Source organism: Ramlibacter sp. JJN2-2R, from assembly GCF_057747835.1.
The window spans coordinates 3,432,339-3,451,389 of the sequence record NZ_CM173226.1 but is presented as its reverse complement, the minus strand read 5'-3'; the positions used below and the strand labels follow the sequence as shown (position 1 = coordinate 3,451,389).

Sequence of the window (19,051 nt, the reverse complement as noted above, 5' to 3'; positions counted from 1 at the left end):
CGGACGCGACGGTCGACCTAGCATGCCCTGCATGTGCCGAGGACGGCCGCGCTGCGGGCCGGTCGGCACCAGGAGCCGCTACATGCACAACGAGTTGGACCGCGTCGACGTCGCCGTCATCATCCCTTGCTACAACGAGGAAGTGGCGATCGGCCAGGTGGTCAGGGATTTCCGCCGGGCGTTGCCGAGTGCCCGCATCTACGTCTACGACAACGCGTCGACCGACCGCACCGCGGAAGTCGCCGCCGCCGCGGGCGCGATCGTCGGCCACGAGCCGTTCCCCGGCAAGGGCAACGTCATGCGCCGCATGTTCAGCGACGTCGATGCCGACGTCTACGTGCTGGTCGATGGCGACGACACCTACGACGCCTCGGTCGCGCCGGCGCTGGTGCGCACGCTGCTGGACGGCCAGCTGGACATGGTCAACGGTGCCCGCGTCACGCAGATCAAGGAGGCGTACCGCTTCGGCCACCGCTTCGGCAACCGCCTGCTCACGGGCATGGTGCAGGTGATCTTCGGCAAGCAGTTCGGCGACATGCTCTCGGGCTACCGCGTGTTCTCGCGCCGCTTCGTCAAGTCCTTCCCCGCGGCCTCGGCCGGCTTCGAGATCGAAACGGAGCTGACCGTCCACGCGCTGGAGCTGCGCATGAAGACGGCGGAGGTGCCCACGCGCTACAAGGACCGGCCGGAGGGCTCCGCGTCCAAGCTCAACACGATCCGCGACGGACTGCGCATCCTGCGCATGATCGGCCTGCTGGTGAAGGAGGAGCGGCCGCTGATGTTCTTCAGCTGCACCTTCCTCGTGCTGGCGCTGCTGTCGATCGGCCTGGCCACGCCGGTGGTGCTCGAGTACCTGCGCACCGGGCTGGTGCCGCGGCTGCCGACCGCGGTGCTGGCGGTGGGCATCATGCTGGTCGCGTTCCTGTCGATGGTGTGCGGCCTGGTGCTCGACACCGTGACGCACTCGCGCCGCGAGTTGAAGCGCCTGGCCTACCTGGACATCCCCGCGCCGGCGTGGCCGAAGGAGGCGGCGCAGCCCTCGCTGGCCCGGCGCCTCGGTGCCGCCCAGGAGCAGCGGACGCTGCGCGCCGAAGCCGAGGACCTGGACGCCACCCTGCCGGGCGTGCCGCTGGCGCTGTCCTGAGCGGGGCGCGGCCATGCAGACGGAACCGGATTTCCTGTTCGGCTGGGAGCGCCGCGACGCCATCGCGCGCCCGGGCGCCATGGGCATGGTGACGGGCTGGCTGGTCGCCGCGCTCGCCATCGGGCTGTTCATGGCCAATGCGCTGCTGCACTTCCCGGGTGTGATGAACAACGACTCGGTGATCCAGCTGCGCCAGGCGATCAGCGGCCAGTACGGCGACTGGCACCCGCCCATCATGGCGTGGCTGTGGTCGCTGCTGCTGCCGTTCGGCCACGGGCCGGCGCCGATGCTGCTGCTGCACCTGGCGCTGTACTGGGCCGGCTTCGGCCTGGTCGCCGATGCGGTGCGCCGCCTGGGCCATCCCAAGGCCGCGATCGCGGTCGTTCTGGCGGGCGCGTTCCCGCCGTTCCTGTACGTCAATGCGCAGGTGGTCAAGGACGTCGGCATGGCCGCCGCCTGGCTGGCCGGCGTCGGCGCGCTGTTCTGGTACCGCAGCCAGCACCGCCGCATCCCCGTCGCCGTCGGCCTCGCGATCGCGGCGCTGGTCTTCTACGGCACCATGGTGCGCACCAACGCCATCTTCGGCCTGGGCCCGCTGCTGGTCTATGCGTTCGCGCCGGCGCGCTGGCTGCGCAGCGTTCGGCTGATGCTGGCCGCCGTGGTGGTCGCCGTGGTCGCGCTGCCGGTGAGCATGGTCGCCAACCGCGTGCTGTTCCACCCGACGCCGCAGAACGCGCTGCAGTCCCTCTTCCTGTACGACCTGAACGGCATCGCGGTGCACACGGGCGACCCGGCGATCCTGGAGCCGCGCGCGACTCTCACGCGTGACGACCTGCGCGCCTGCTACACGCCGTACTGGTGGGACAGCCTGAGCACCTGGGGTCGCTGCGCCTCCAAGGTGCACCGGCCCGACCCGGACACCCAGACGCTGCCCGACGGCCTGGCCGCGCAGTGGCTGCGCAGCATCGCCGCGCACCCGGTCGCCTACGCCGAGCACCGCCTGAAGCACTTCAACTCCGCGCTGCTGTTCGCCGTGCCGCTCAAGCACATCCGGCTCACGCCCGAATACCGCGCCGACGATCCGGCCGTGCCGCCGCTGGAGGTGGTGTCGGCGCGCGACGTGCGGATGGACCTGCTGCGCAAGAACCCCTTCGTCTGGCCGGTCACCTGGCTCGCGTGGGCCGGTTGCCTGCTCGTGCTGCTGCGCAACGCCCCGCCGGCGCCGGGCGTGCTGCTCGCCCGGGTGCTGGCGGTGTCGGCCCTGGGCTACTCGTGCGCCTACCTGCTGATCGGCGTGGCCACGGACATGCGGTACCACTACTGGGCGCTGCTGGCGGTGCTGCTCGCGTCGATCGTGGCCGCGCCGGCGCTGTGGGCGATGCGCGCGCGGCCGCGTCCGTTGCTCGTGAGCGGCGCGATCGTCGCCGGCGTCGTGCTGGTGGGCGTCGCCGCCCGGCTGCTCGATTTCCGGGGCTTCATGTGACGCTGCGCGATCGTGTCGCCGCACTGCCCGGCATCGTGCGGTTCGGCCTGGTGGGCGTGGTCGGCTTCGCGGTCGACGGCGGCCTGCTGCAGTTGCTGGTGTCGCTGGCGGCCTGGGGCCCCATCGCCGCCCGCGCCGTCTCCTTCCCGGCAGCCGTGCTGGCGACCTGGTGGTTGAACCGACAGGTCACCTTCGCCGGCGCCGACCGGGGCCCCGCGTGGGCGAGCCTGGCGCGCTACGTGGCGGTGAGCATGGTGGGCACCAGCGTGAATTTCGGCATCTACACGAGCCTGGTCCTGGGCTCGGCGGCGATGGCGGCGCGGCCGATCCTGCCCTTCGCCATCGCATCGATCGCCGCCCTGGTGTTCAACTACCTGGGCAGCAAGCACTTCGCCTTCAGGTCTCGGGCTTGAGCCGGCCGAAGGCGAGCAGCGCATCGCCATCCGTGCGGTACAGCCGCAGCAGCGGTCCTTCCTCCAGCTCGCCCGCCTTGCGCAGCACGCGCTCCACGGGCAGCTTGACGCCGATGACGTGCAGCAGGATGCCGCGGCCCTGCAGCAGGCGCCGCAGCGCCGCGAACACCTCCACGCCAGTCGCGTCGATGCGGTTGATCGGCTGCGCGAACAGGCACACGTGGCGCGTGTCCGGATGGGCGGCCAGGCGCTCGACGATCGCGCGCTCCAGCGCGGTGGCGGAGGCGAAATCCAGTTCGGCGTCCATCCGCACGGCGTAGGTCTGGGGCGCGATCGGCTCGAGCTTCCACAGGTGGCGGTCGCGCAGGCTGCCGTCCGGATGCAGGCCGACCTCGATGATGCGCGGATGCAGCCGCAGGTACAGGAAGTGCGCCAGGCCGACGAGCACGCCGGTGAGCACGCCCCAGTAGATGCGCGGGGACGAGAGCACCGTCACCAGGAAGGTGATGCCGGCGGTGACGGCCTCGACGCGGTCCACCTGCCACAGCGAGGCGAACACCTTCGGCCGCAGCAGCCCCATCACGGCGGATACGACGACGGCGGACAGCACCGCCGAGGGCACGTGGTACAGCGCCGGCGTGAGGACCAGCAGCACCAGCAGCACGATCACGGTGGCGGCCACCGTGGCCCACCCGGTCCTGGCACCGGCGTACAGGGTGATCGCCGAGCGCGAGAACGAGGTGCTGGTCGGGAAGCTGCCCGAGAACGCGGAGGCGAGCTTGCCCACCCCCTGGCCGATCAGGTCCTGGTTCGCGTCCCAGCGCTTGCCGTCGCGCTGGCTCTCGATCTTCGCGCTGGAGGCCATCTCCATCGAGCTGACCAGCGCGATCACCAGGGCGGGCGCGACCAGCGTGCGCAGCGTGTCCCAGTCGGGCAGGGCGGGCCAGTAGAAGGCGGGCAGGCCCGCCGGCAGCGCGCCGACGACGCTGCCCCGGGCCGCATACCCGGTGGCCGCGGACAGCGCGGCGGCCGCGGCCAGCACCACCAGCACGATGGGTAGGCGCGGCGCCCAGCGCTTGCCCAGGTCGAACAGCAGCACGCTCGCCACGCCGTAGGCCAGCCCCTCCAGTTCGAACCGCGGGCCGTGCAGCAGCGAGGACAGCGGGCCCTGCAGGCCGAGCAGCCGCGGCAGCTGCGAGGCGATGATCAGCACGGCGGCGGCCTGGCTGAAGCCGGTGAGGACCGGGGAGCTGACCAGGTTCAGCATCCACGCCGAGCGGCTCGCGCCGACGGCGATCTGCATCGCGCCGGACAGCAGCGCCAGCCAGACCGCGAGCGCGATCCACTGCGCGGTGCCGGGTTCGGCCATCCCGACGAGCGAGGCGCCCACCAGCACGCTGCTCAGGGCCGAGGGCCCCACCGACAGGCGCGTGGAGCTGGAAAACAGCACCGCCGCGAGCATCGGCAGGAAAGTGGCATAGAGCCCCGTGACGAGCGGCATGCCGGCCAGGCCCGCATAGGCGACCGACTGCGGGATCATCACGACGGCGACGGTGAGGGCGGCGATCGTCTCGCCGCGCAGCAGCGCCGCATCGGGGCGCGGCCAGCGAAGGAAGGGGAACCAGTGGGACAGCCTCGGCATCCTTCGAGCTTACGCGAGGGCGGCCGGGCCGCCCGGCGCTCCTAGCGTTGCGGCATGTCCTTGGCGCCGTAGCCCAGGCTCACGGTCGCATCCTGCGGGATCGGCGGCATGGTGGTGTTCCACTCCTCCCACGCGTCGCGCATGCGCGCCAGCCGGCCAGGGTCGCGGCCGGCGAGGTTGGCGCGCTCGCGCTCGTCGGCCGGGATGTCGAACAGGTAGTCGTGGCCGTCCACCCGCAGGTATTTCCAGCGGCCGTCGCGCAGCGCACGCTGGCCGCGGTGGTTCATGCGCCAGTGCAGCGGGCGAGGGAACTCGCGCCCGGGCTCGCGCAGCACGGGCAGCAGGGACACGCCGTCGAGGGGATAGGCCGGGTCGGCGGCAACGCCGGCCGCGTCCAGCATGGTGGCGGACCAGTCCATCGTCATGCACTGCTGCCTGGTGACGCCGCCGGGCGCGATGGCGCGCGGCCAGTGGGCGATCCAGGGCACGCGGATGCCGCCTTCGGTGAGGTCCATCTTGCCGCCCACCAGCGGCCAGTTGTCCGAGAAGCGCTCGCCGCCGTTGTCGCTGGTGAAAACCACCAGCGTGTCCTCGGCCAGCCCGTGCCGGCGCAGGGCGTCCATCACCCAGCCGATGCCTTCGTCCATGTGGTGGATCATGCGGCGGTAGGTGTGGATGTTGCCGCCGTGCAGGTGGAACAGGTTGTCCTTGACCTCCTGCGCGAGGGCGGCGTCGTCGCGCGTCTCCCACGGCCAGTGCGGCGCGGTGTAGTGCAGGCTGAGGAAGAACGGCGCGCCGTCGGCGGCCGTGCGGTCGATGAAGTCCACCGCGCGGCGCGAGATCAGGTCGGTGAGGTAGCCCTCCTCGTGCTTCTCCTGCTCGCCCAGGTACAGGTCGTGCGTGCCGTTGCTGCTGCAGTGGGTGAAGTAGTCGACCCCGCCGGACATCGGGCCGAAGAACTCCTGGTAGCCCGACTTGAGCGGGCCGAAGGCGGGCGGGTAGCCCAGGTGCCACTTGCCGACCAGGGCGGTCCGATAGCCCGCGTCGCGCAGCAGCGAGGGCAAGGTGGGGTGCTCCGCCGGCAGGCCGAGCGTGGTGCTGCCCCTGCTCTTGCTGTTGATCGGCTCCTCGGCCGCGCCGCGCAGCCGGTACTGGTAGCGGCCCGTCATCAGCGCGAAGCGCGTGGGCGAGCACACCGGCGAGTTCGAGTAGCCCTGGGTGAACTTCAGGCCCGCGGCGGCCAGGCCGTCGAGCACGGGCGACACGGGGCCGAAGGCGGCGTCGCGGCCGCCGTAGCAGCCCAGGTCGGCGAAGCCGAGGTCGTCGGCGACGATGAAGACGAAGTTGGGGCGCGCGCGCATTCGGTCTTGCCGCGCGATCAGGGCTGGTAGCCGGACTTCTGCACCACCGGCGCCCACTGCGCCCGGTAGGCGCGCAGCATGGCCTCGGTCTGGGCCCGCGAGCTGACCACCGGCGTCATCTGGGCCTCGGCGAACCGGCGCTGGGTCTGTGGATCGCGCATGGCCGCCTGGATGGCCGCCGCGAGCATGTCGGCCTTGGCGGCCGGCATGCTGGCCGGCGCGTAGAAGGCGTTCCAGCCCGTCGCCACCAGGTCGAGCCCGGCCTCCTTGAAGGTCGGCACGTTGGGGGCGAACGGCGAGCGCTTGGCGCCCGAGCTCGCCAGCACGCGGATCTTGCCCGCCTCGTTCTGCTGCAGCTGGGTGTCCAGCGTGTCGAACGCGACCGGGACCTGGCCGCCGATCAGGTCGGTCAGCAGCGGGCCCGAGCCGCGGTAGCCGACCACCTGGGCCTTGACGCCGGCCTTCTCGCCCATCATCAGGGCAAAGAAATGCGGCAGGCTGCCGGTCGCCGGCACGCCGAAGTTGGCCTTCTCGGGGTTGGCGCGCAACCAGGCGAGCAGGTGGCTCAGCTCGCGCACCGGTACCGCGCTGGCGACGGCCAGGCCGAATTCGTAGTCGTTGACGTACGACAGGGGGACGAAGTCCTTGTCCGGGTCGTAGCCGTTGTCCTTGAAGACCAGCGGCGCGACCACCATCACGGCTGGATTGGCCACCAGCAGGACGTTCTGGTTGGCGGGCGCGTTCCTGAGCTGCTGGGCCGCCAGCCGGCCGCCCGCGCCCACGCGGTTGTCCACCACCACCGGCACGCCGAGGCTGGCCTGGAGCTTGTCGCCGACGATGCGGGCCACGCGGTCGGTCGACCCGCCGGGGGCGTAGGGGACCACGATGCGCAGCGGGCCGTCGAGGGTCTGGGCGAATCCGGGGCGCGCGAAGGGCAGGGCGGCCAGGGCGAGGGCACAGGTTCGGCGTTGCATGGCGGTTCCTTGGGGGCAGAGTAGGGTCGCCGCACTGTAGTGCGGCGACAATCGATTGATCAAATCAACCATGGTGCGTGGAAACCCTGTGGGGGCGCAGCGCCTGCTGGCCCCGTCGACGCTCGACGACCTGCTGCTCTACCGGCTGAGCCGGCTGCTGGCGAGCGGCGGCAGCATGGTCACGCGGCTGTGCGAGAGGCGCTTCGGCATCACCCGGCGCGAATGGCGGCTGCTGGCCCTGCTGGCCCGCCAGCCGGGACTGCTGTCGTCGCAGCTGGCCGAACGCGCCCAGCTGGACCGCGCGCGCACCTCGCGCGCCGTCACCTCGCTGGTGGCCAAGCAGCTGGTGCAGCGCCAGCCCGGTCCCGCCGACCGCCGCCAGGCGCACCTGGCCCTCACCGCGCAGGGGCAGGCGTTGCACGACGCCCTGTTCCCGCTGGTCACGGCGGTCAACCACGACATCCTGGCGGTGCTCGATGCGCGCGAGCTGGACGTCCTGGACGGCGCGCTGGGGCGGCTGCAGCAGCAGGCCGAGGCCCTGCAGGCCGCCGCGGTGCTGCCCAAGGCGCACCGGCGGCGCGGCGGGCGAACCCGGGCTGGCGGCGGATGACGGCCGTCGCGCGCTGGATGGCGGGGCGCGGCTGGAAGCCGTTTGCCTTCCAGCGCGAGGTCTGGCGCGCCATCGCCCGCGGGCGCAGCGGCATGCTGCATGCGACCACCGGCGCCGGCAAGACCTATGCCGTGTGGCTGGGCATGCTCGAGCGGCTGCTCGCGGCCCATCCCCCCGGCCGCGCCGCCGAGCCGCTGCGCGCGATCTGGCTCACGCCGATGCGCGCGCTCGCCGCCGACACCACGCGCGCCCTGACCGAGCCGCTGCGCGAGCTCGCACCCGGCTGGACCATCGGCCAGCGCACCGGCGACACCGCGAGCGCGGAACGCGCCCGGCAGGACCGGCGCTTTCCCACCGTGCTGGTGACCACGCCCGAATCGCTGAGCCTGATGCTCACCCGCGAGCACGCCCGCGAGGAGCTGCAATCGGTCGAATACGTCGTGGTCGACGAATGGCACGAGCTGATCGGCAGCAAGCGCGGCGTGCAGGCGCAGCTGGCGCTGGCCCGGCTGCGGCGCTGGAGCCCGGGCCTGGTGACCTGGGGCCTGAGCGCGACCCTGGGCAACCTGGAAGAAGCGATGGCGGTGCTGTGCGGCGAGGCGGCGCTGCCCGAGCCGCTGCTGGTGCGCGGGCGCATCGACAAGAAGCTCGTGATCGACACGCTGATCCCGCCCGAGCCAGGCAAGTACTCCTGGGCGGGCCACCTGGGCGCGCGCATGCAGCAGCCGGTGGTGGAGGAGATCGGCAAGGCCTCGACGACGCTGGTGTTCACCAACGTGCGCTCGCAGGCCGAGATCTGGTACCAGCTGCTGCTGGAGGCGCGGCCCGAGTGGGCCGGCGAGATCGCGCTGCACCACGGCTCGCTGGACCGCGCCACGCGCGAATGGGTCGAACTGGGGCTCAAGGAGGGCCGGCTGCGCGCGGTGGTCGCCACCTCCTCGCTCGACCTGGGCGTGGACTTCCTGCCGGTCGAGCGCGTGCTGCAGATCGGCTCGGCCAAGGGGGTCGCGCGCATCATGCAGCGCGCCGGCCGCAGCGGGCATGCGCCCGGCCGCGCGAGCCGGCTCACCCTGGTGCCGACCAACACGATGGAGATCGTCGAGGCGGCCGCCGCCCGCGTGGCCGCGTACGAGGGGCGCATCGAGCGGCGCGACGCGCCGGCCAGGCCGCTCGACGTGCTCGTCCAGCACCTCGTCACGGTGGCGCTGGGCGGCGGGTTCGTCGCCGACGAGCTGTTCGACGAGGTGCGCACCGCGTGGTCGTACCGCTCGCTCACGCGCGCGGAGTTCGACTGGGCGCTGGCCTTCTGCGAGCGCGGCGGCGAGAGCCTCACGGCCTATCCCGACTACCACCGCATCCGGCAGGACGAGCACGGGGTGTGGCGCGTGCCCGACCGCGGCATCGCGCGCCGGCACCGGCTGTCGGTCGGCACCATCGTGAGCGACGCTTCCATGCAGGTGAAGTGGCTCACCGGCGGCAACCTCGGCACGATCGAGGAGGGCTTCATCGCCCGGTTGCGCAAGGGCGACTGCTTCTACTTCGCGGGCCGCCTGCTGGAGTTCGTGCGCGTGCAGGACATGGCGGCCTACGTGCGCAAGGCGACCCGCAAGAAGGGCACGGTGCCGACCTGGCAGGGCAGCAAGATGGCGCTGTCGACCGAGCTGGGCGACGCGGTGCTGGAGATGATGCAGATGGCCGCGCGCGGCGAGTACCGGCACCCCGAGCTGCGCGCCGCACGCCCGATGCTGGAGACCCAGGAGCGCCTGTCGCGCCTGCCCACGCCGGCCACGCTGCTGGCGGAGACGTACCGCTCGCGCGAGGGCCAGCACCTGTACGTCCATCCCTTCGCCGGCCGCCACGTGCACCTGGGCCTGGCGAGCCTGGTCGCCTGGCGGCTGGCCCGCGACCGGCCCAACACCTTCAGCCTCTCGGTCAACGACTACGGCTTCGAGCTGGTGAGCGCCGAGCCGTTCGACCTGGGGCCGGTGGAGGACCGCAGCGTGTTCTCCACCGACGAGCTGCTGCACGACGTGCTGGCGTCGCTCAATTCGTCCGAGCTCGCGCAGCGCCGGTTCCGCGAGATCGCGCGGGTGGCGGGCCTGGTGTTCACCGGCTACCCCGGCCAGCCCAAGAGCATGCGACAGCTGCAAGCGTCCAGCGGCCTGTTCTACGAGGTGTTCCGCAAGTACGACCGCGGCAACCTGCTGCTGTCCCAGGCCGAGCAGGAGGTGCTGAGCCAGGAGCTGGAACTCTCGCGCCTGCGCGCGACGCTCGAGCGCATCGCCGCCCGGACGCTCGACCTAGTGCACCTGCGCCATCCCAGCCCGATGAGCCTGCCGCTCATGGTCGAGCGCTTCCGCGAGCAGCTCACGACCGAGCAGCTCTCGGTGCGGCTGGACCGCATCCTGCGTGACATGGAGCGCGACGCCTGAGCCGCGGGCGCGCGACGCTTCCTACAGGCAGTCGCGGCCCGTGCCGCCGTGGCGCGACCGTGCCGGTTCCTACAGTGTGGCTGTGCGGGGCCGAGCGCCCCGCGTCCAGCTGAAAGGAAGCACGATGAAGCACGGCATCGCATCCCGCCTGCTCGCGGCGCTCGCAGCCACGGCGCTCGCCGGCGGCCTGGCGGGCTGTGGCGAGCGCGGCGACGACGCCACCGCCGGCCGCACGGACGCGCCAGCCAACCGCACGGTGAAGGCCGAGCGCGCCCCACGCGAGGACAGCCGTCCCACGACCGCAGCGACGGCGGACAAGCAGATCCCCACGGCCGACGCGGCCGGCGGCAGCACCGCCGCGATGGGGGCCGCGCCCGCGACCGCGACGCCGGAGAAGCCGGCGGCGGCCGGCGACAGGGTGGACGACCGGAAGATCACCTCGATGGTCATCACGGGCCTGAAGGCCGACAAGGAACTCAACCCGCTGCGCATCGACGTCGATTCGCAGGGCGGGGTGGTGACGCTCAGCGGCTCGGTGCCCAGCGCGTCGGCCAAGGCCCGCGCCAGCGAGATCGCCAAGAACGTGAAGGACGTGAAGTCGGTCAACGACCAGCTGACGCTCAGCGCCAGCTGAGCGTCAACCCGCCTGCGGCGCCGGCGACGGTGCCGCCATCGCGGCGCCCGGCCGCGCCTGGCCGTCCCCGCCGGCGGTGTTGCGGCGCGTACTGTGGATCACCTCGTGCACGAAGCGCAGCTTCGCCAGCGAGCCCGTGGTCAGCGCGAACGGATAGGCGTCGTCTTGGCCCAGGCTGCGGTTCATGCTGTTGACCAGCAGCGTCACCGGCACCCAGTGCTCGACGAGGCGGTCGAAGTCGGGCTCGCCGGCGCCGAACGGGTCGTCGACCTCGTCGCCGCCGGTGCCCGGCACCTCGACGCGGGTGTTGTACGAGGCCGCCGTCTCCAGCAGGTCCACCATGTGCAGGTAGTGCGCCCAGGTCTCGGCCCAGTCCTCCCAGGGGTGGGACGTGGCATAGGCGCTGACGAACCGGTCCTGCCAGCCGGCCGGCTGGCCGCCCGAGGCGTAGTGGCGCTGCAGGGCCTCGGCGTAGTCGATCGACTCGTCGCCGAACACCGCGCGGAATGCGTCGATGCGGCCTTCCTCGTCGATCAGCCGGTCCCAGTAGTAGTGGCCGGATTCATGGCGCAGGTGGCCGAGCAGCGTGCGGTACGGCTCGTGCATCTCCAGCCGGCGCCGCACGCGCTCGGCGTCGTCGGCCTCGGCCACGTTGAGCGTGATCACGCCCTGGGCATGGCCGGTCAGCACCATGTTGCCGGGCGTGTCGGCCAGGAACTCGAAGACCGGGCCGTCGCGCTGGCCGTCGGGCGGGTTCACCGACACCAGCCCCAGCCGGGCCAGGGTGTAGAACAGGCGCCGCTTGGCCATCTCGATGCGGTACCAGCGCTCGACGTTGTCCGGCACCGACAGGTCCGGCAGCACGCGCGTGAGTCGGCACGAGACGCAGTAGCCGTTCGGGTCGGCGGCGGCCACGGCGAAGTTGCAGGCCTGGTGCTCGGTGTGGTTACGGCACAGGCGGTAGTGCGGGGAACCCGCGCCCCGGCCGCGCGGGGTCTTGCGCTGCCACAGCCCCGGCTCGGAAGGGACGGCTTCGATGGCGCACAGCGCCAGCCGGTCGGGCAGGAATGCCAGGTCGCTGCCGCACTGCAGGCACTGGACGTTCTCGAAGAACAGCGGATGGCCGCAATGGTCGCAGCGGAAGGTTCTCATGAAAATGCCGCGCCCGGCGGCACGCAAGCGCAACGCCGGGCGAGGGAAGGTTAGGCGGTTGTGACGTTCAGGGACGGACGGTGAGGTCGTTCTTGACGCCGCGGACGCCCTTCGTGTTGCGAGCCAGGTACTCGGCCTGGGCCTTCTCGGCGTTGGACTTGGCGAAGCCCGAGAGCTGCACCGTGCCGTTCAGGGTCTCGACCTTGATGGCGGCGGCGTCCACGGTCTTGTCTTCCACGAACTTGGCCTTCACCGCGGTGGTGATCGCCGCGTCGTCGACGTAGGCGCCGGCGGTCTCCTGGCCGCGAACGACGGCGCAGCCGGTGCCGGCCAGCGTGGCGCCGGCCAGGGCCGCGATGGCCAGGGCGCGTGCGTATTTGTTCATCATCTTCTCCTTCGATCCATGTGTGACAGTGCGGATTCCCTTTCGCTCGCCGGCCGGCCGCACCATACCCGCCAGCTTGCGTCCCTCATTCGCCGGGCACCGGCGGATCGTCCGCCGGGTTCTGCGACGACGACAGGGCCGACATGACCAGCCCTGCCACCTGCGGCGACTTCACCAGGGCGACCAGCACGCCGGTCACCGAGATCAGCTTCCACGGACGCAGCATGAACAGCACCCCGCCCGCCAGCGCGGACAGCCCGAGGTACTGCACGGGCTTGCGCCGTGCATACGCGGCCATGGCCGGCCGCGCGATGTCGACGGCGACGTGCGCCGGGTGGTAGCGCCACCACGCGTCGATGGCGTCGTGGGCCTTGTCGAACCAGCTGCCGCCTTCGCCGCTCACCCGCGCGCGCGGGCCTTCGCCGTGCATGGCGGCCGAGACCTGCGCGCGGGAGGTCTCGCGGCGCTGCTCCTTGTGCTGGACGTGCTCGAGGATCGCGAGGCGGGAGCGCTCCAGGCGGTCGCTGCCGGCGCTCACGGGCGCCCTCCCAGCGTGCGCAGCGTCTGCGCGTCGGCGTCGAGCTGCGCGCGCAGTTCGGCGAAGGCCCGCGCGGGCAGGCGCTTGCGGGCGATCGTGAAGGCGACGGCGGCCACCACGAGCGGCACCGCCGGCACCAGCACGAAGGCCCAGTGGAATTCGTCCTGCACGGCGCCCATCATCACGGCGACGCCGGCCAGGATGAGGAACAGCAGCGCGCCGACACCGCACACCACCCATGCGATCGCCCGCTTGGTCACCTCCGTGCCGATGGAGGTCGCTTCCTCCTGCACGAGGGCGGCGTAGCCGGCCACATGGTCCATGACCAGTTCGGGCCGGCTGACCAGCACCGAAAAGATCGGGTGCACGATGCTCATGGCGCGACGTCCCCGGTCTTAGTAGTAGTAGCGGTCGCGGCGGCTGCGCGCCACCATGACGATGGCGGCCACGGCGGCGCCGATGGCGGCGGCGATCAGCGCCGACTTGACGGGCTGCTCGGAGACATAGCGGGTGGTCACGCCCGCGTAGCGGCCCAGGCGTTCCTGGGCGGCGCTGGCGGTCTCGCCGACGACGCTGGCGCCGCGGTTGGCGAGGTCCTGCACGCCGTAACGCAGGTCGCGGACCTTGTCCATTGCGTCTTCGGCGAGCGACTGGGTGGCGGCTTGCGCGCGGGATGTCCTGCTGGTGATGGCCATGATGTCGGTCCTTCCTCGTTGTTTGCGCCTCGGTGCGAGCGCGGCACCGGTGGCGGCGCGGTGTCACATGCGCTACGCGGGCAAGCGTAAGTGGCGGCCCGACCCCTGGCTGATCAGCGGCAGGCGTGAACGGCTGTCGGTGCGCGAGGCGGGGCCGCGTAGGAGGCGGCCGACAGCCGCGTGGCCCTCAGGCCTTCGCCGCGCGGGCAGGCAGGATGGCGCGGATGCGCGTGCCCTTGCCGGGTGCCGAGTCGACCGTGAGGCGGCCGCCGGCCGCCTCGACGCGATGGCGCATGCCGGCCAGGCCATGGGTGGACGGGCGCGCGCGCGCCGGATCGAAACCCTTGCCGTCGTCGCGCACGATCACTTCCACGTGGTTGCCGTGGCCGTGCACCGCCACCTCGGCGTGGTGCGCCTCGGCGTACTTGGCCACGTTGGTGAGCGACTCCTGCACGATGCGGTAGACGGTCAGCTGGTGGGCCTCGTCCAGCTCCGCCGGCTCCAGGCTGGTGGCGACCTCGATGCCCGAGCGCTCGGAGAACTCGCGCGCGAGGATCTCCAGCGAGGCGGTCAGGCCCAGGTTGGACAGCGACGAGGGGCGCAGGTCCTCGATGATGCGGCGCTTCAGCGCGATGCCGCTGTTCAGCGTCTCGGTCAGGTGCTGCAGCCGCTGCCCGACCTCGGGGGCCTGCGCGCCCAGGCGCGATTTCAGGCGGGCCACATCCAGCTTGGCGGCCGTGAGCAGCGCGCCCAGTTCGTCGTGCAGTTCGCGCGCCAGGTGCCCGCGCTCCTCTTCCCGCACCTGCTGCAGGTGGGTCGCCAGTTCCGCCAGCGTGGCGGTGCGGTCGCGGACCTGGCGCTCCAGCAGGTCGCGCTCCTGCTGCAGCGCGCGCTGCTGCCGGTCGCCGGCCTGCTCCAGTTCGGTGGTCTGGCGCAGGTACAGCCAGAACGCCAGCAGCGCCACCACCGTGGCGAGCGCGATCCCCAGGCGCGAGAGCATCAGCGTCTGGCGCACCTCGTCCTCGCTCTGCGCGATGCGCGCGGCGGCGCCGGAGATCAGCCGCGCCGCCTGCTCGCGGATCGCGTCCATGTGCTCCTTGCCCACGTCGGAGAGCAGCACGAACTTCCAGGCGTCCTCGTTGCCCTGGCGGCGCATGCGCACCGACAGGTCCATCTCGGCCAGCTTGCGCTGCACGTTGCGGCCCAGCTCATCCAGGACGGCGACCTCGCCGGGCGAGCCGGCATAGTTGCGCCGCAACGCCTCCAGGTTCTGCCCGATGCTCGCCACGGCCGCGTTGTACGGCTCGAGGTAGCGCGGGTCGCCCGTGAGCAGGAAGCCGCGCGAGCCGGTCTCGGCGTCCAGCACGTGCTGCAGCAGGCGGTTGAGGGACGAGCGGGTCTCGAATTCGCGCTCCATCGTGCCCAGCGCGGCCGTGGAGCGGGCGTGCCCCGCTTCGTTGATGCCGATCAGCACCAGGGCGGCCAGAACGGCCAGCGCCAGGCTGATCGCCGTCTTGGGCAAGGATGAGGCTCGCAGGAAGTTCAACGGTGTTCGCCCCCGGCGAGCGCAAAATCCGAAATAATCATGGCTGAAGGGTAGGCCATTTGCGCGTTGCTTTGGGCCACAATGGCTCGGCGCACAGCGCTGGAAAGAGAACAGACATGATCAAAGTCGGCATTGTGGATGACCACGCCATCGTCCGGTCGGGACTGAAGCAGTTCTTCTCCGAACAGGTGGATTTGCGCGTCGTGGGCGAAGCCGCCAGCGGACGCGAGGCGATCGACCTGGTCCGCACGACCGAGCTCGACGTGCTGGTGATGGACCTGTCCATGCCGGGGCAAAGCGGCATCGATGCCCTGGGCATGATCCGGGCCAAGGCGCCCGACGTCGGCATCCTGATCCTCTCGGGCTACCCGGAGGAACACTACGCGATGAACCTGATCCGCCAGGGCGCCAGCGGCTACCTGAACAAGGAATGCGAGCCGATGGAGATCGTCAACGCGATCCGCACCATCGCGCTCGGGCGCCGCTACATCTCGCCCGCGGTGGCGGAACTGCTCGCGCAGCAACTCAATCGCAAGGAGGGCGGCGCTCCCCACGAGCAGCTGTCCGAGCGCGAGTTCCAGGTGTTCCTCAAGCTCGCCAAGGGCGAGACGGCCGGTGACATCGCCAAGGCGCTGTCGCTGTCCGTGAAGACCGTCAGCACGTACCGCACGCGCCTGATGGAGAAGATGAGCCTCGCGTCCAACAGCGACCTCACCTACTACGCGCTGAAGAACAAGCTGATCGACTGATCGGCCCGCCGCGCTCCGCGCGGCACGCGCTCCGAGTCCCGCGCCGCTGCAGAGATGCAGCGGCGCGCGCGCATTGGGGGCTCCCCCGGGTGTAGGCACGTGCCGACAGGAGCTCACGCGCGGCACTGACCGGGCAACACTTTCTCACCCCCCACACTGGCCTGACACACGCATCTTGGCGGCCAGTGCATGAAGTTCGTCCTCCACACGCTGATCATCTTCTTCGCCACGCTGGCCGTGGCGGCCCTGGTCGCGCTGGGCGAGCCGATGGACACGGGCAGCCTGCCGTTCTTCATCCTTCCCGACGCACCGGCACGCTAGGCGGAACACGTCCATGAGCAGTGCCGTCCTCGCCCGGGTGCGCCGATCTCCCTGGTGGGCGAAGGCGCTGCTGGCGCTGGGCGTGCTGCTGCTCGCCCTCGTGTTGCTGCTCGCATTCTTTCCCTGGGACACGCTGCGCGGGCCGGTGAGCCGCTACGTCAGCCAGAAGACCGGACGCCACTTCGAGATCACGCGCCACCTGGACGTGAAGCTGGGCCGGACCACGCGGGTGCGGATGGACGGCATCGAATTCGCCAATCCGGACTGGGCGCAGGACCGCCACCTGGTGAAGGCCGACGCGGCCGAGGTCGACGTGCACCTGCTGCCGCTGCTGCTGCACCGGCGCATCGAACTGCCCCTGATCAAGCTCACGCGGCCGCAACTCGGGCTGCAGGCCGAGCCCGATGGCCGCCGCACCTGGGCGCTGGGCGGCGACACCCAGGACCGTCGCAACGTCCCCGAGATCGGCGCCCTGGTGGTGGACCAGGGCACCGCGCACTACGTCGCGCGCGAGCAGGGCGCGGACGTGCGGGCCGAATTCGCGATGCAGCGCGAGGCCCAGCCCGCCGGGACCGGCGCCGACCTGCCGCTGCGGTTCAAGGCCACCGGCAAGTGGCGGGACCAGGCCTTCACGGCCGAGGGCCGCACCGGGGACGTGCTGGCGCTCAGCGGCCCGCTGCAGAAGCCGTTTCCGGCGGAGGTGCAGGCGGTCGCGGGCGCCACCAGCGTGCGCGCGCGCGGCTCGGTGGCGAGCCTGGCCAGCCTGGACGGCGCCAACGTGGACTTCCGCCTGCAGGGCGAGAACCTCGCCCACCTGTACAAGCTGGTCGGCGTGGTGCTGCCGGACACGCCGCGCTATGCGATGGCCGGGCACCTGTCCAAGCAGGGCCAGACCTGGAGCGTGCGACAGATCGACGGCCGGCTCGGGCGCTCGGACATCGCGGGCGACCTGGCATTCGACCTGGCCAAGGACCGGCCCGTGCTCACCGGCCAGGTGCGATCGCGCATGCTGGACTTCGAGGACCTGGCGCCCCTGATCGGGATGAAGGACACCCCGAAGGCGCAGCGCGCGTCGCAGCAGGTGGCCCGCGCCGGCGAGGGCGCTGCCGGCAAGAAGGACAAGCGTCCCAAGGACCCGAACCGCAAGGTCCTGCCCGACGCGCCGCTGGACGTGAGCCGGCTCCGGACCATGGATGCGGACGTGCGGGTCGACGCGGCCCGGATCGTCAATGCCAAGGGGCTGCCGCTGGACCGCATGGCCACGCACGTCCTGCTGCGCGGCGGGGTGTTGGTGCTCGATCCGCTGGACCTGGGCGTGGCCGGCGGGCACGTGGCGGGCACCATGCGCATCGACGCGAACGCCAGGCCCGTGCAGGCGCAGGCGCGCCTGGACGGCCGCGCGCTCGAATTGAACAAGCTGGTCCCGGTCTCCAAGTCCCTGCGCAACAGCATCGGCAAGCTGCAGGCGCAGGTCGACCTGACGGCGCGCGGCGCGTCGGTGCGGCAGATGCTGGCTTCGTCCAACGGGCGCCTGGCGCTGCTCATGGGGCAGGGCGAGATCAGCAACCTCGCGCTGGAGATCGCCGGCCTGGACGGCGGGGAGATCCTCAAGTTCTTCATGGAGGGCGACCAGCGCGTGCAGGTGCGCTGCGGGGTCGCCGCCTTCGACGTCGAGAACGGCCTCATGACCTCGCGCGCGCTGCTGTTCGACACCAACGACACCGTGTTCAACGGCGCGGCGAAGATCAACCTCGCCACCGAGGCGATGGACGTCTACATCAAGCCCCAGCCCAAGGACCAGAGCATCCTCAGCCTGCGCTCGCCGCTCAAGGTCGGCGGCACGTTCGGCGCGCCCCAGGCCGGCCTGGACAAGGCGGCGATCGCCAAGCGCGCCCTCGCCGCGGTGGGCCTGGGCGCCGTCAACCCGCTGCTGGCGCTGTTCGCCACCATCGAGACCGGGCCGGGCCACGATGCGGACTGCGTGGGCACGCTCAAGCGGTCCGCGGCGCCGCGCGCCGAGGCGCGGGTGGAGCAGACGGCGCCGCCCGTGGCGGGCTCGGGCGGCAAGTCGGTCGACGACCCGGCCAAGCGCATGGGCGCCGGCAAGGCCGCGCGCTGATCAGAGCGCCGTGCGGCTGCCGCACACGGGACAGCCGGCGCGGCGCGGGGTGCGCAGCCGGGTCCATTCCATCGTCCGCGCATCCAGCATCAGGAGCTGCCCCGTGAGGGGCGTTCCGGCGCCGCTGGCGAGCTTGAGCGCCTCGGCCGCCTGCATGGACCCGACGATGCCCACCAGCGGCGCGAAGACGCCCATCGTGGCGCAGCGGGTCTCCTCCGGCGGGGTGTCGGGCGGGAACACGCAGGCGTAGCAGGGCGCCTGCGCATCGCGGGTGTCGAACACGGCCAGCTGGCCGTCGAACCGGATCGCCGCCCCCGACACCAGCGGCCGCGCGTGGCGCACGCAGGCGGCGTTGATCGCCTGGCGGGTGGCGAAGTTGTCGCAGCAGTCCACCACGATGTCGGCCTGCGCGACCAGGCGGTCGAGCGACGCGTCGTCGGCGCGGCCCACGACCGCTTCCACCCGCACGTTGGGATTGAGCTGCGCGATGGCGGTGCGCGCCGATTCCGCCTTGGGCTGGCCGAGGCGCTGCATGGCATGCGCGATCTGGCGCTGCAGGTTGGTGAGGTCGACCTCGTCCGGGTCGACCAGCGTGATGCGGCCCACGCCGGCCGTGCCCAGGTACAGCGCCACCGGCGAACCCAGGCCGCCGGCGCCGATCACCAGCACGTGGCTGCGGGCGAGCCGCTCCTGGCCTTCCACGCCGATCTCCTCCAGCAGGATGTGGCGTGAGTAGCGCAGGAGATCGTCGTCGGTCATGGGTCGATTGTGGCGAAAAGCAGAAAGCCGGCTCGCGCCGGCTTTCTCGTTCCCCGGCGCGGGCCGGGGCCGACCTGCCTGCGGGCTTGGCGCC

The 19,051-nt window shown here is 71.7% G+C and carries 19 protein-coding genes; 9 read left to right on the top strand and 10 right to left on the bottom strand.

Annotated elements, in window-relative coordinates:
* The first annotated feature begins 82 nt into the window (after positions 1-82).
* From AC3ANR_RS16730 to AC3ANR_RS16720, 3 genes are read left to right on the top strand one after another with little or no spacing between them, the layout of a single operon-like run.
* Positions 83-1,144, top strand: coding sequence for a glycosyltransferase family 2 protein (locus tag AC3ANR_RS16730; protein WP_488289235.1), 1,062 nt, complete (start codon positions 83-85; stop codon positions 1,142-1,144).
* Between the two features lie 13 nt (positions 1,145-1,157).
* Complete coding sequence (locus AC3ANR_RS16725; RefSeq protein ID WP_488289234.1) at positions 1,158-2,627, top strand: hypothetical protein; 1,470 nt, start codon at positions 1,158-1,160, stop codon at positions 2,625-2,627.
* Positions 2,624-3,040: a GtrA family protein gene (locus AC3ANR_RS16720; RefSeq protein WP_488289233.1), complete on the top strand. Its 417-nt coding sequence runs from the start codon at positions 2,624-2,626 to the stop codon at positions 3,038-3,040. Before AC3ANR_RS16725 ends, AC3ANR_RS16720 begins: the two co-directional genes overlap by 4 nt.
* On the opposite strand, the gene AC3ANR_RS16715 is transcribed toward AC3ANR_RS16720, so the two are convergent.
* Genes AC3ANR_RS16715 through AC3ANR_RS16705 form a run of 3 tightly spaced genes read right to left on the bottom strand, consistent with a single transcriptional unit; the run spans position 3,024 to position 7,017 of the window.
* A complete protein-coding gene (locus tag AC3ANR_RS16715) occupies positions 3,024-4,682 on the bottom strand; it encodes a SulP family inorganic anion transporter (protein ID WP_488289232.1) in 1,659 nt (552 codons plus the stop codon). The two genes, AC3ANR_RS16720 and AC3ANR_RS16715, sit on opposite strands and share 17 nt — an antisense overlap.
* Positions 4,683-4,723: 41 nt before the next feature.
* Complete coding sequence (locus tag AC3ANR_RS16710; protein ID WP_488289231.1) at positions 4,724-6,043, bottom strand: sulfatase family protein; 1,320 nt, start codon at positions 6,041-6,043, stop codon at positions 4,724-4,726.
* A 17-nt stretch (positions 6,044-6,060) separates the two neighbouring features.
* Positions 6,061-7,017 (bottom strand): tripartite tricarboxylate transporter substrate-binding protein, encoded by a 957-nt coding sequence (locus AC3ANR_RS16705; protein ID WP_488289230.1) that lies wholly within the window; start codon positions 7,015-7,017, stop codon positions 6,061-6,063.
* Positions 7,018-7,072: 55 nt separating this feature from the next.
* Between AC3ANR_RS16705 and AC3ANR_RS16700 the strand changes: the two genes are divergently transcribed.
* The 3 genes from AC3ANR_RS16700 to AC3ANR_RS16690 all read left to right on the top strand — a co-directional run bounded on the left by AC3ANR_RS16700 (position 7,073) and on the right by AC3ANR_RS16690 (position 10,693).
* The gene (locus AC3ANR_RS16700) at positions 7,073-7,627 is read left to right on the top strand and encodes a MarR family winged helix-turn-helix transcriptional regulator (protein ID WP_488289229.1); all 555 of its coding nucleotides are present in this window, start codon (positions 7,073-7,075) and stop codon (positions 7,625-7,627) included.
* On the top strand, positions 7,624-10,059 hold the full coding sequence (locus AC3ANR_RS16695) for a ligase-associated DNA damage response DEXH box helicase (protein ID WP_488289228.1): 2,436 nt from the start codon (positions 7,624-7,626) through the stop codon (positions 10,057-10,059). Before AC3ANR_RS16700 ends, AC3ANR_RS16695 begins: the two co-directional genes overlap by 4 nt.
* Positions 10,060-10,183: 124 nt before the next feature.
* Positions 10,184-10,693, top strand: coding sequence for a BON domain-containing protein (locus AC3ANR_RS16690; RefSeq protein WP_488289227.1), 510 nt, complete (start codon positions 10,184-10,186; stop codon positions 10,691-10,693).
* A gap of 3 nt (positions 10,694-10,696) precedes the next feature.
* Here AC3ANR_RS16690 and AC3ANR_RS16685 read toward each other — a convergent pair whose 3' ends face one another.
* The 6 genes from AC3ANR_RS16685 to AC3ANR_RS16660 all read right to left on the bottom strand — a co-directional run bounded on the left by AC3ANR_RS16685 (position 10,697) and on the right by AC3ANR_RS16660 (position 14,985).
* Entirely contained in the window at positions 10,697-11,845 is a 1,149-nt protein-coding gene (locus AC3ANR_RS16685) for a zinc-binding metallopeptidase family protein (RefSeq protein WP_488289226.1), read from the bottom strand.
* A 67-nt stretch (positions 11,846-11,912) separates the two neighbouring features.
* Positions 11,913-12,230 carry a BON domain-containing protein gene (locus AC3ANR_RS16680; RefSeq protein ID WP_488289225.1) on the bottom strand — a complete coding sequence of 106 codons (318 nt, stop codon included), beginning with the start codon at positions 12,228-12,230 and terminating at the stop codon, positions 11,913-11,915.
* 85 nt (positions 12,231-12,315) lie between these two features.
* Complete coding sequence (locus AC3ANR_RS16675; RefSeq protein WP_488289224.1) at positions 12,316-12,768, bottom strand: hypothetical protein; 453 nt, start codon at positions 12,766-12,768, stop codon at positions 12,316-12,318.
* Positions 12,765-13,145: a phage holin family protein gene (locus tag AC3ANR_RS16670; protein WP_488289223.1), complete on the bottom strand. Its 381-nt coding sequence runs from the start codon at positions 13,143-13,145 to the stop codon at positions 12,765-12,767. The genes AC3ANR_RS16675 and AC3ANR_RS16670 overlap by 4 nt, the downstream gene beginning before the upstream one ends.
* Positions 13,146-13,163: 18 nt before the next feature.
* Complete coding sequence (locus AC3ANR_RS16665; RefSeq protein WP_488289222.1) at positions 13,164-13,400, bottom strand: hypothetical protein; 237 nt, start codon at positions 13,398-13,400, stop codon at positions 13,164-13,166.
* Positions 13,401-13,650: 250 nt separating this feature from the next.
* The gene (locus AC3ANR_RS16660) at positions 13,651-14,985 is read right to left on the bottom strand and encodes a CHASE3 domain-containing protein (protein WP_488289221.1); all 1,335 of its coding nucleotides are present in this window, start codon (positions 14,983-14,985) and stop codon (positions 13,651-13,653) included.
* Positions 14,986-15,125: 140 nt separating this feature from the next.
* Between AC3ANR_RS16660 and AC3ANR_RS16655 the strand changes: the two genes are divergently transcribed.
* The 3 genes from AC3ANR_RS16655 (at position 15,126) to AC3ANR_RS16645 (ending at position 18,198) form a co-directional block, all read left to right on the top strand.
* Positions 15,126-15,758 (top strand): response regulator, encoded by a 633-nt coding sequence (locus AC3ANR_RS16655; protein WP_013902425.1) that lies wholly within the window; start codon positions 15,126-15,128, stop codon positions 15,756-15,758.
* Between the two features lie 189 nt (positions 15,759-15,947).
* Positions 15,948-16,079, top strand: coding sequence for a hypothetical protein (locus AC3ANR_RS16650; protein ID WP_488289220.1), 132 nt, complete (start codon positions 15,948-15,950; stop codon positions 16,077-16,079).
* A 13-nt stretch (positions 16,080-16,092) separates the two neighbouring features.
* Complete coding sequence (locus tag AC3ANR_RS16645) at positions 16,093-18,198, top strand: AsmA family protein (protein WP_488289219.1); 2,106 nt, start codon at positions 16,093-16,095, stop codon at positions 18,196-18,198.
* Here the strand turns inward: AC3ANR_RS16645 and AC3ANR_RS16640 are convergent, their stop codons facing one another.
* Positions 18,199-18,957: a HesA/MoeB/ThiF family protein gene (locus AC3ANR_RS16640; RefSeq protein WP_488289218.1), complete on the bottom strand. Its 759-nt coding sequence runs from the start codon at positions 18,955-18,957 to the stop codon at positions 18,199-18,201.
* Between the last annotated feature and the right edge of the window lie 94 nt (positions 18,958-19,051).

Excerpts from the sequence above, each read along its gene's own strand:
- AC3ANR_RS16665 (WP_488289222.1), bottom strand. The coding sequence starts at position 13,400 with ATGGACAAGGTCCGCGACCTGCGTTACGGCGTGCAGGACCTCGCCAAC.
- AC3ANR_RS16685 (WP_488289226.1), bottom strand. The coding sequence starts at position 11,845 with ATGAGAACCTTCCGCTGCGACCATTGCGGCCATCCGCTGTTCTTCGAG.
- AC3ANR_RS16730 (WP_488289235.1), top strand. The coding sequence starts at position 83 with ATGCACAACGAGTTGGACCGCGTCGACGTCGCCGTCATCATCCCTTGC.
- AC3ANR_RS16705 (WP_488289230.1), bottom strand. The coding sequence starts at position 7,017 with ATGCAACGCCGAACCTGTGCCCTCGCCCTGGCCGCCCTGCCCTTCGCG.
- AC3ANR_RS16650 (WP_488289220.1), top strand. The coding sequence starts at position 15,948 with ATGAAGTTCGTCCTCCACACGCTGATCATCTTCTTCGCCACGCTGGCC.
- AC3ANR_RS16680 (WP_488289225.1), bottom strand. The coding sequence starts at position 12,230 with ATGAACAAATACGCACGCGCCCTGGCCATCGCGGCCCTGGCCGGCGCC.
- AC3ANR_RS16715 (WP_488289232.1), bottom strand. The coding sequence starts at position 4,682 with ATGCCGAGGCTGTCCCACTGGTTCCCCTTCCTTCGCTGGCCGCGCCCC.
- AC3ANR_RS16710 (WP_488289231.1), bottom strand. The coding sequence starts at position 6,043 with ATGCGCGCGCGCCCCAACTTCGTCTTCATCGTCGCCGACGACCTCGGC.
- AC3ANR_RS16725 (WP_488289234.1), top strand. The coding sequence starts at position 1,158 with ATGCAGACGGAACCGGATTTCCTGTTCGGCTGGGAGCGCCGCGACGCC.
- AC3ANR_RS16690 (WP_488289227.1), top strand. The coding sequence starts at position 10,184 with ATGAAGCACGGCATCGCATCCCGCCTGCTCGCGGCGCTCGCAGCCACG.
- AC3ANR_RS16640 (WP_488289218.1), bottom strand. The coding sequence starts at position 18,957 with ATGACCGACGACGATCTCCTGCGCTACTCACGCCACATCCTGCTGGAG.
- AC3ANR_RS16645 (WP_488289219.1), top strand. The coding sequence starts at position 16,093 with ATGAGCAGTGCCGTCCTCGCCCGGGTGCGCCGATCTCCCTGGTGGGCG.
- AC3ANR_RS16695 (WP_488289228.1), top strand. The coding sequence starts at position 7,624 with ATGACGGCCGTCGCGCGCTGGATGGCGGGGCGCGGCTGGAAGCCGTTT.
- AC3ANR_RS16655 (WP_013902425.1), top strand. The coding sequence starts at position 15,126 with ATGATCAAAGTCGGCATTGTGGATGACCACGCCATCGTCCGGTCGGGA.
- AC3ANR_RS16670 (WP_488289223.1), bottom strand. The coding sequence starts at position 13,145 with ATGAGCATCGTGCACCCGATCTTTTCGGTGCTGGTCAGCCGGCCCGAA.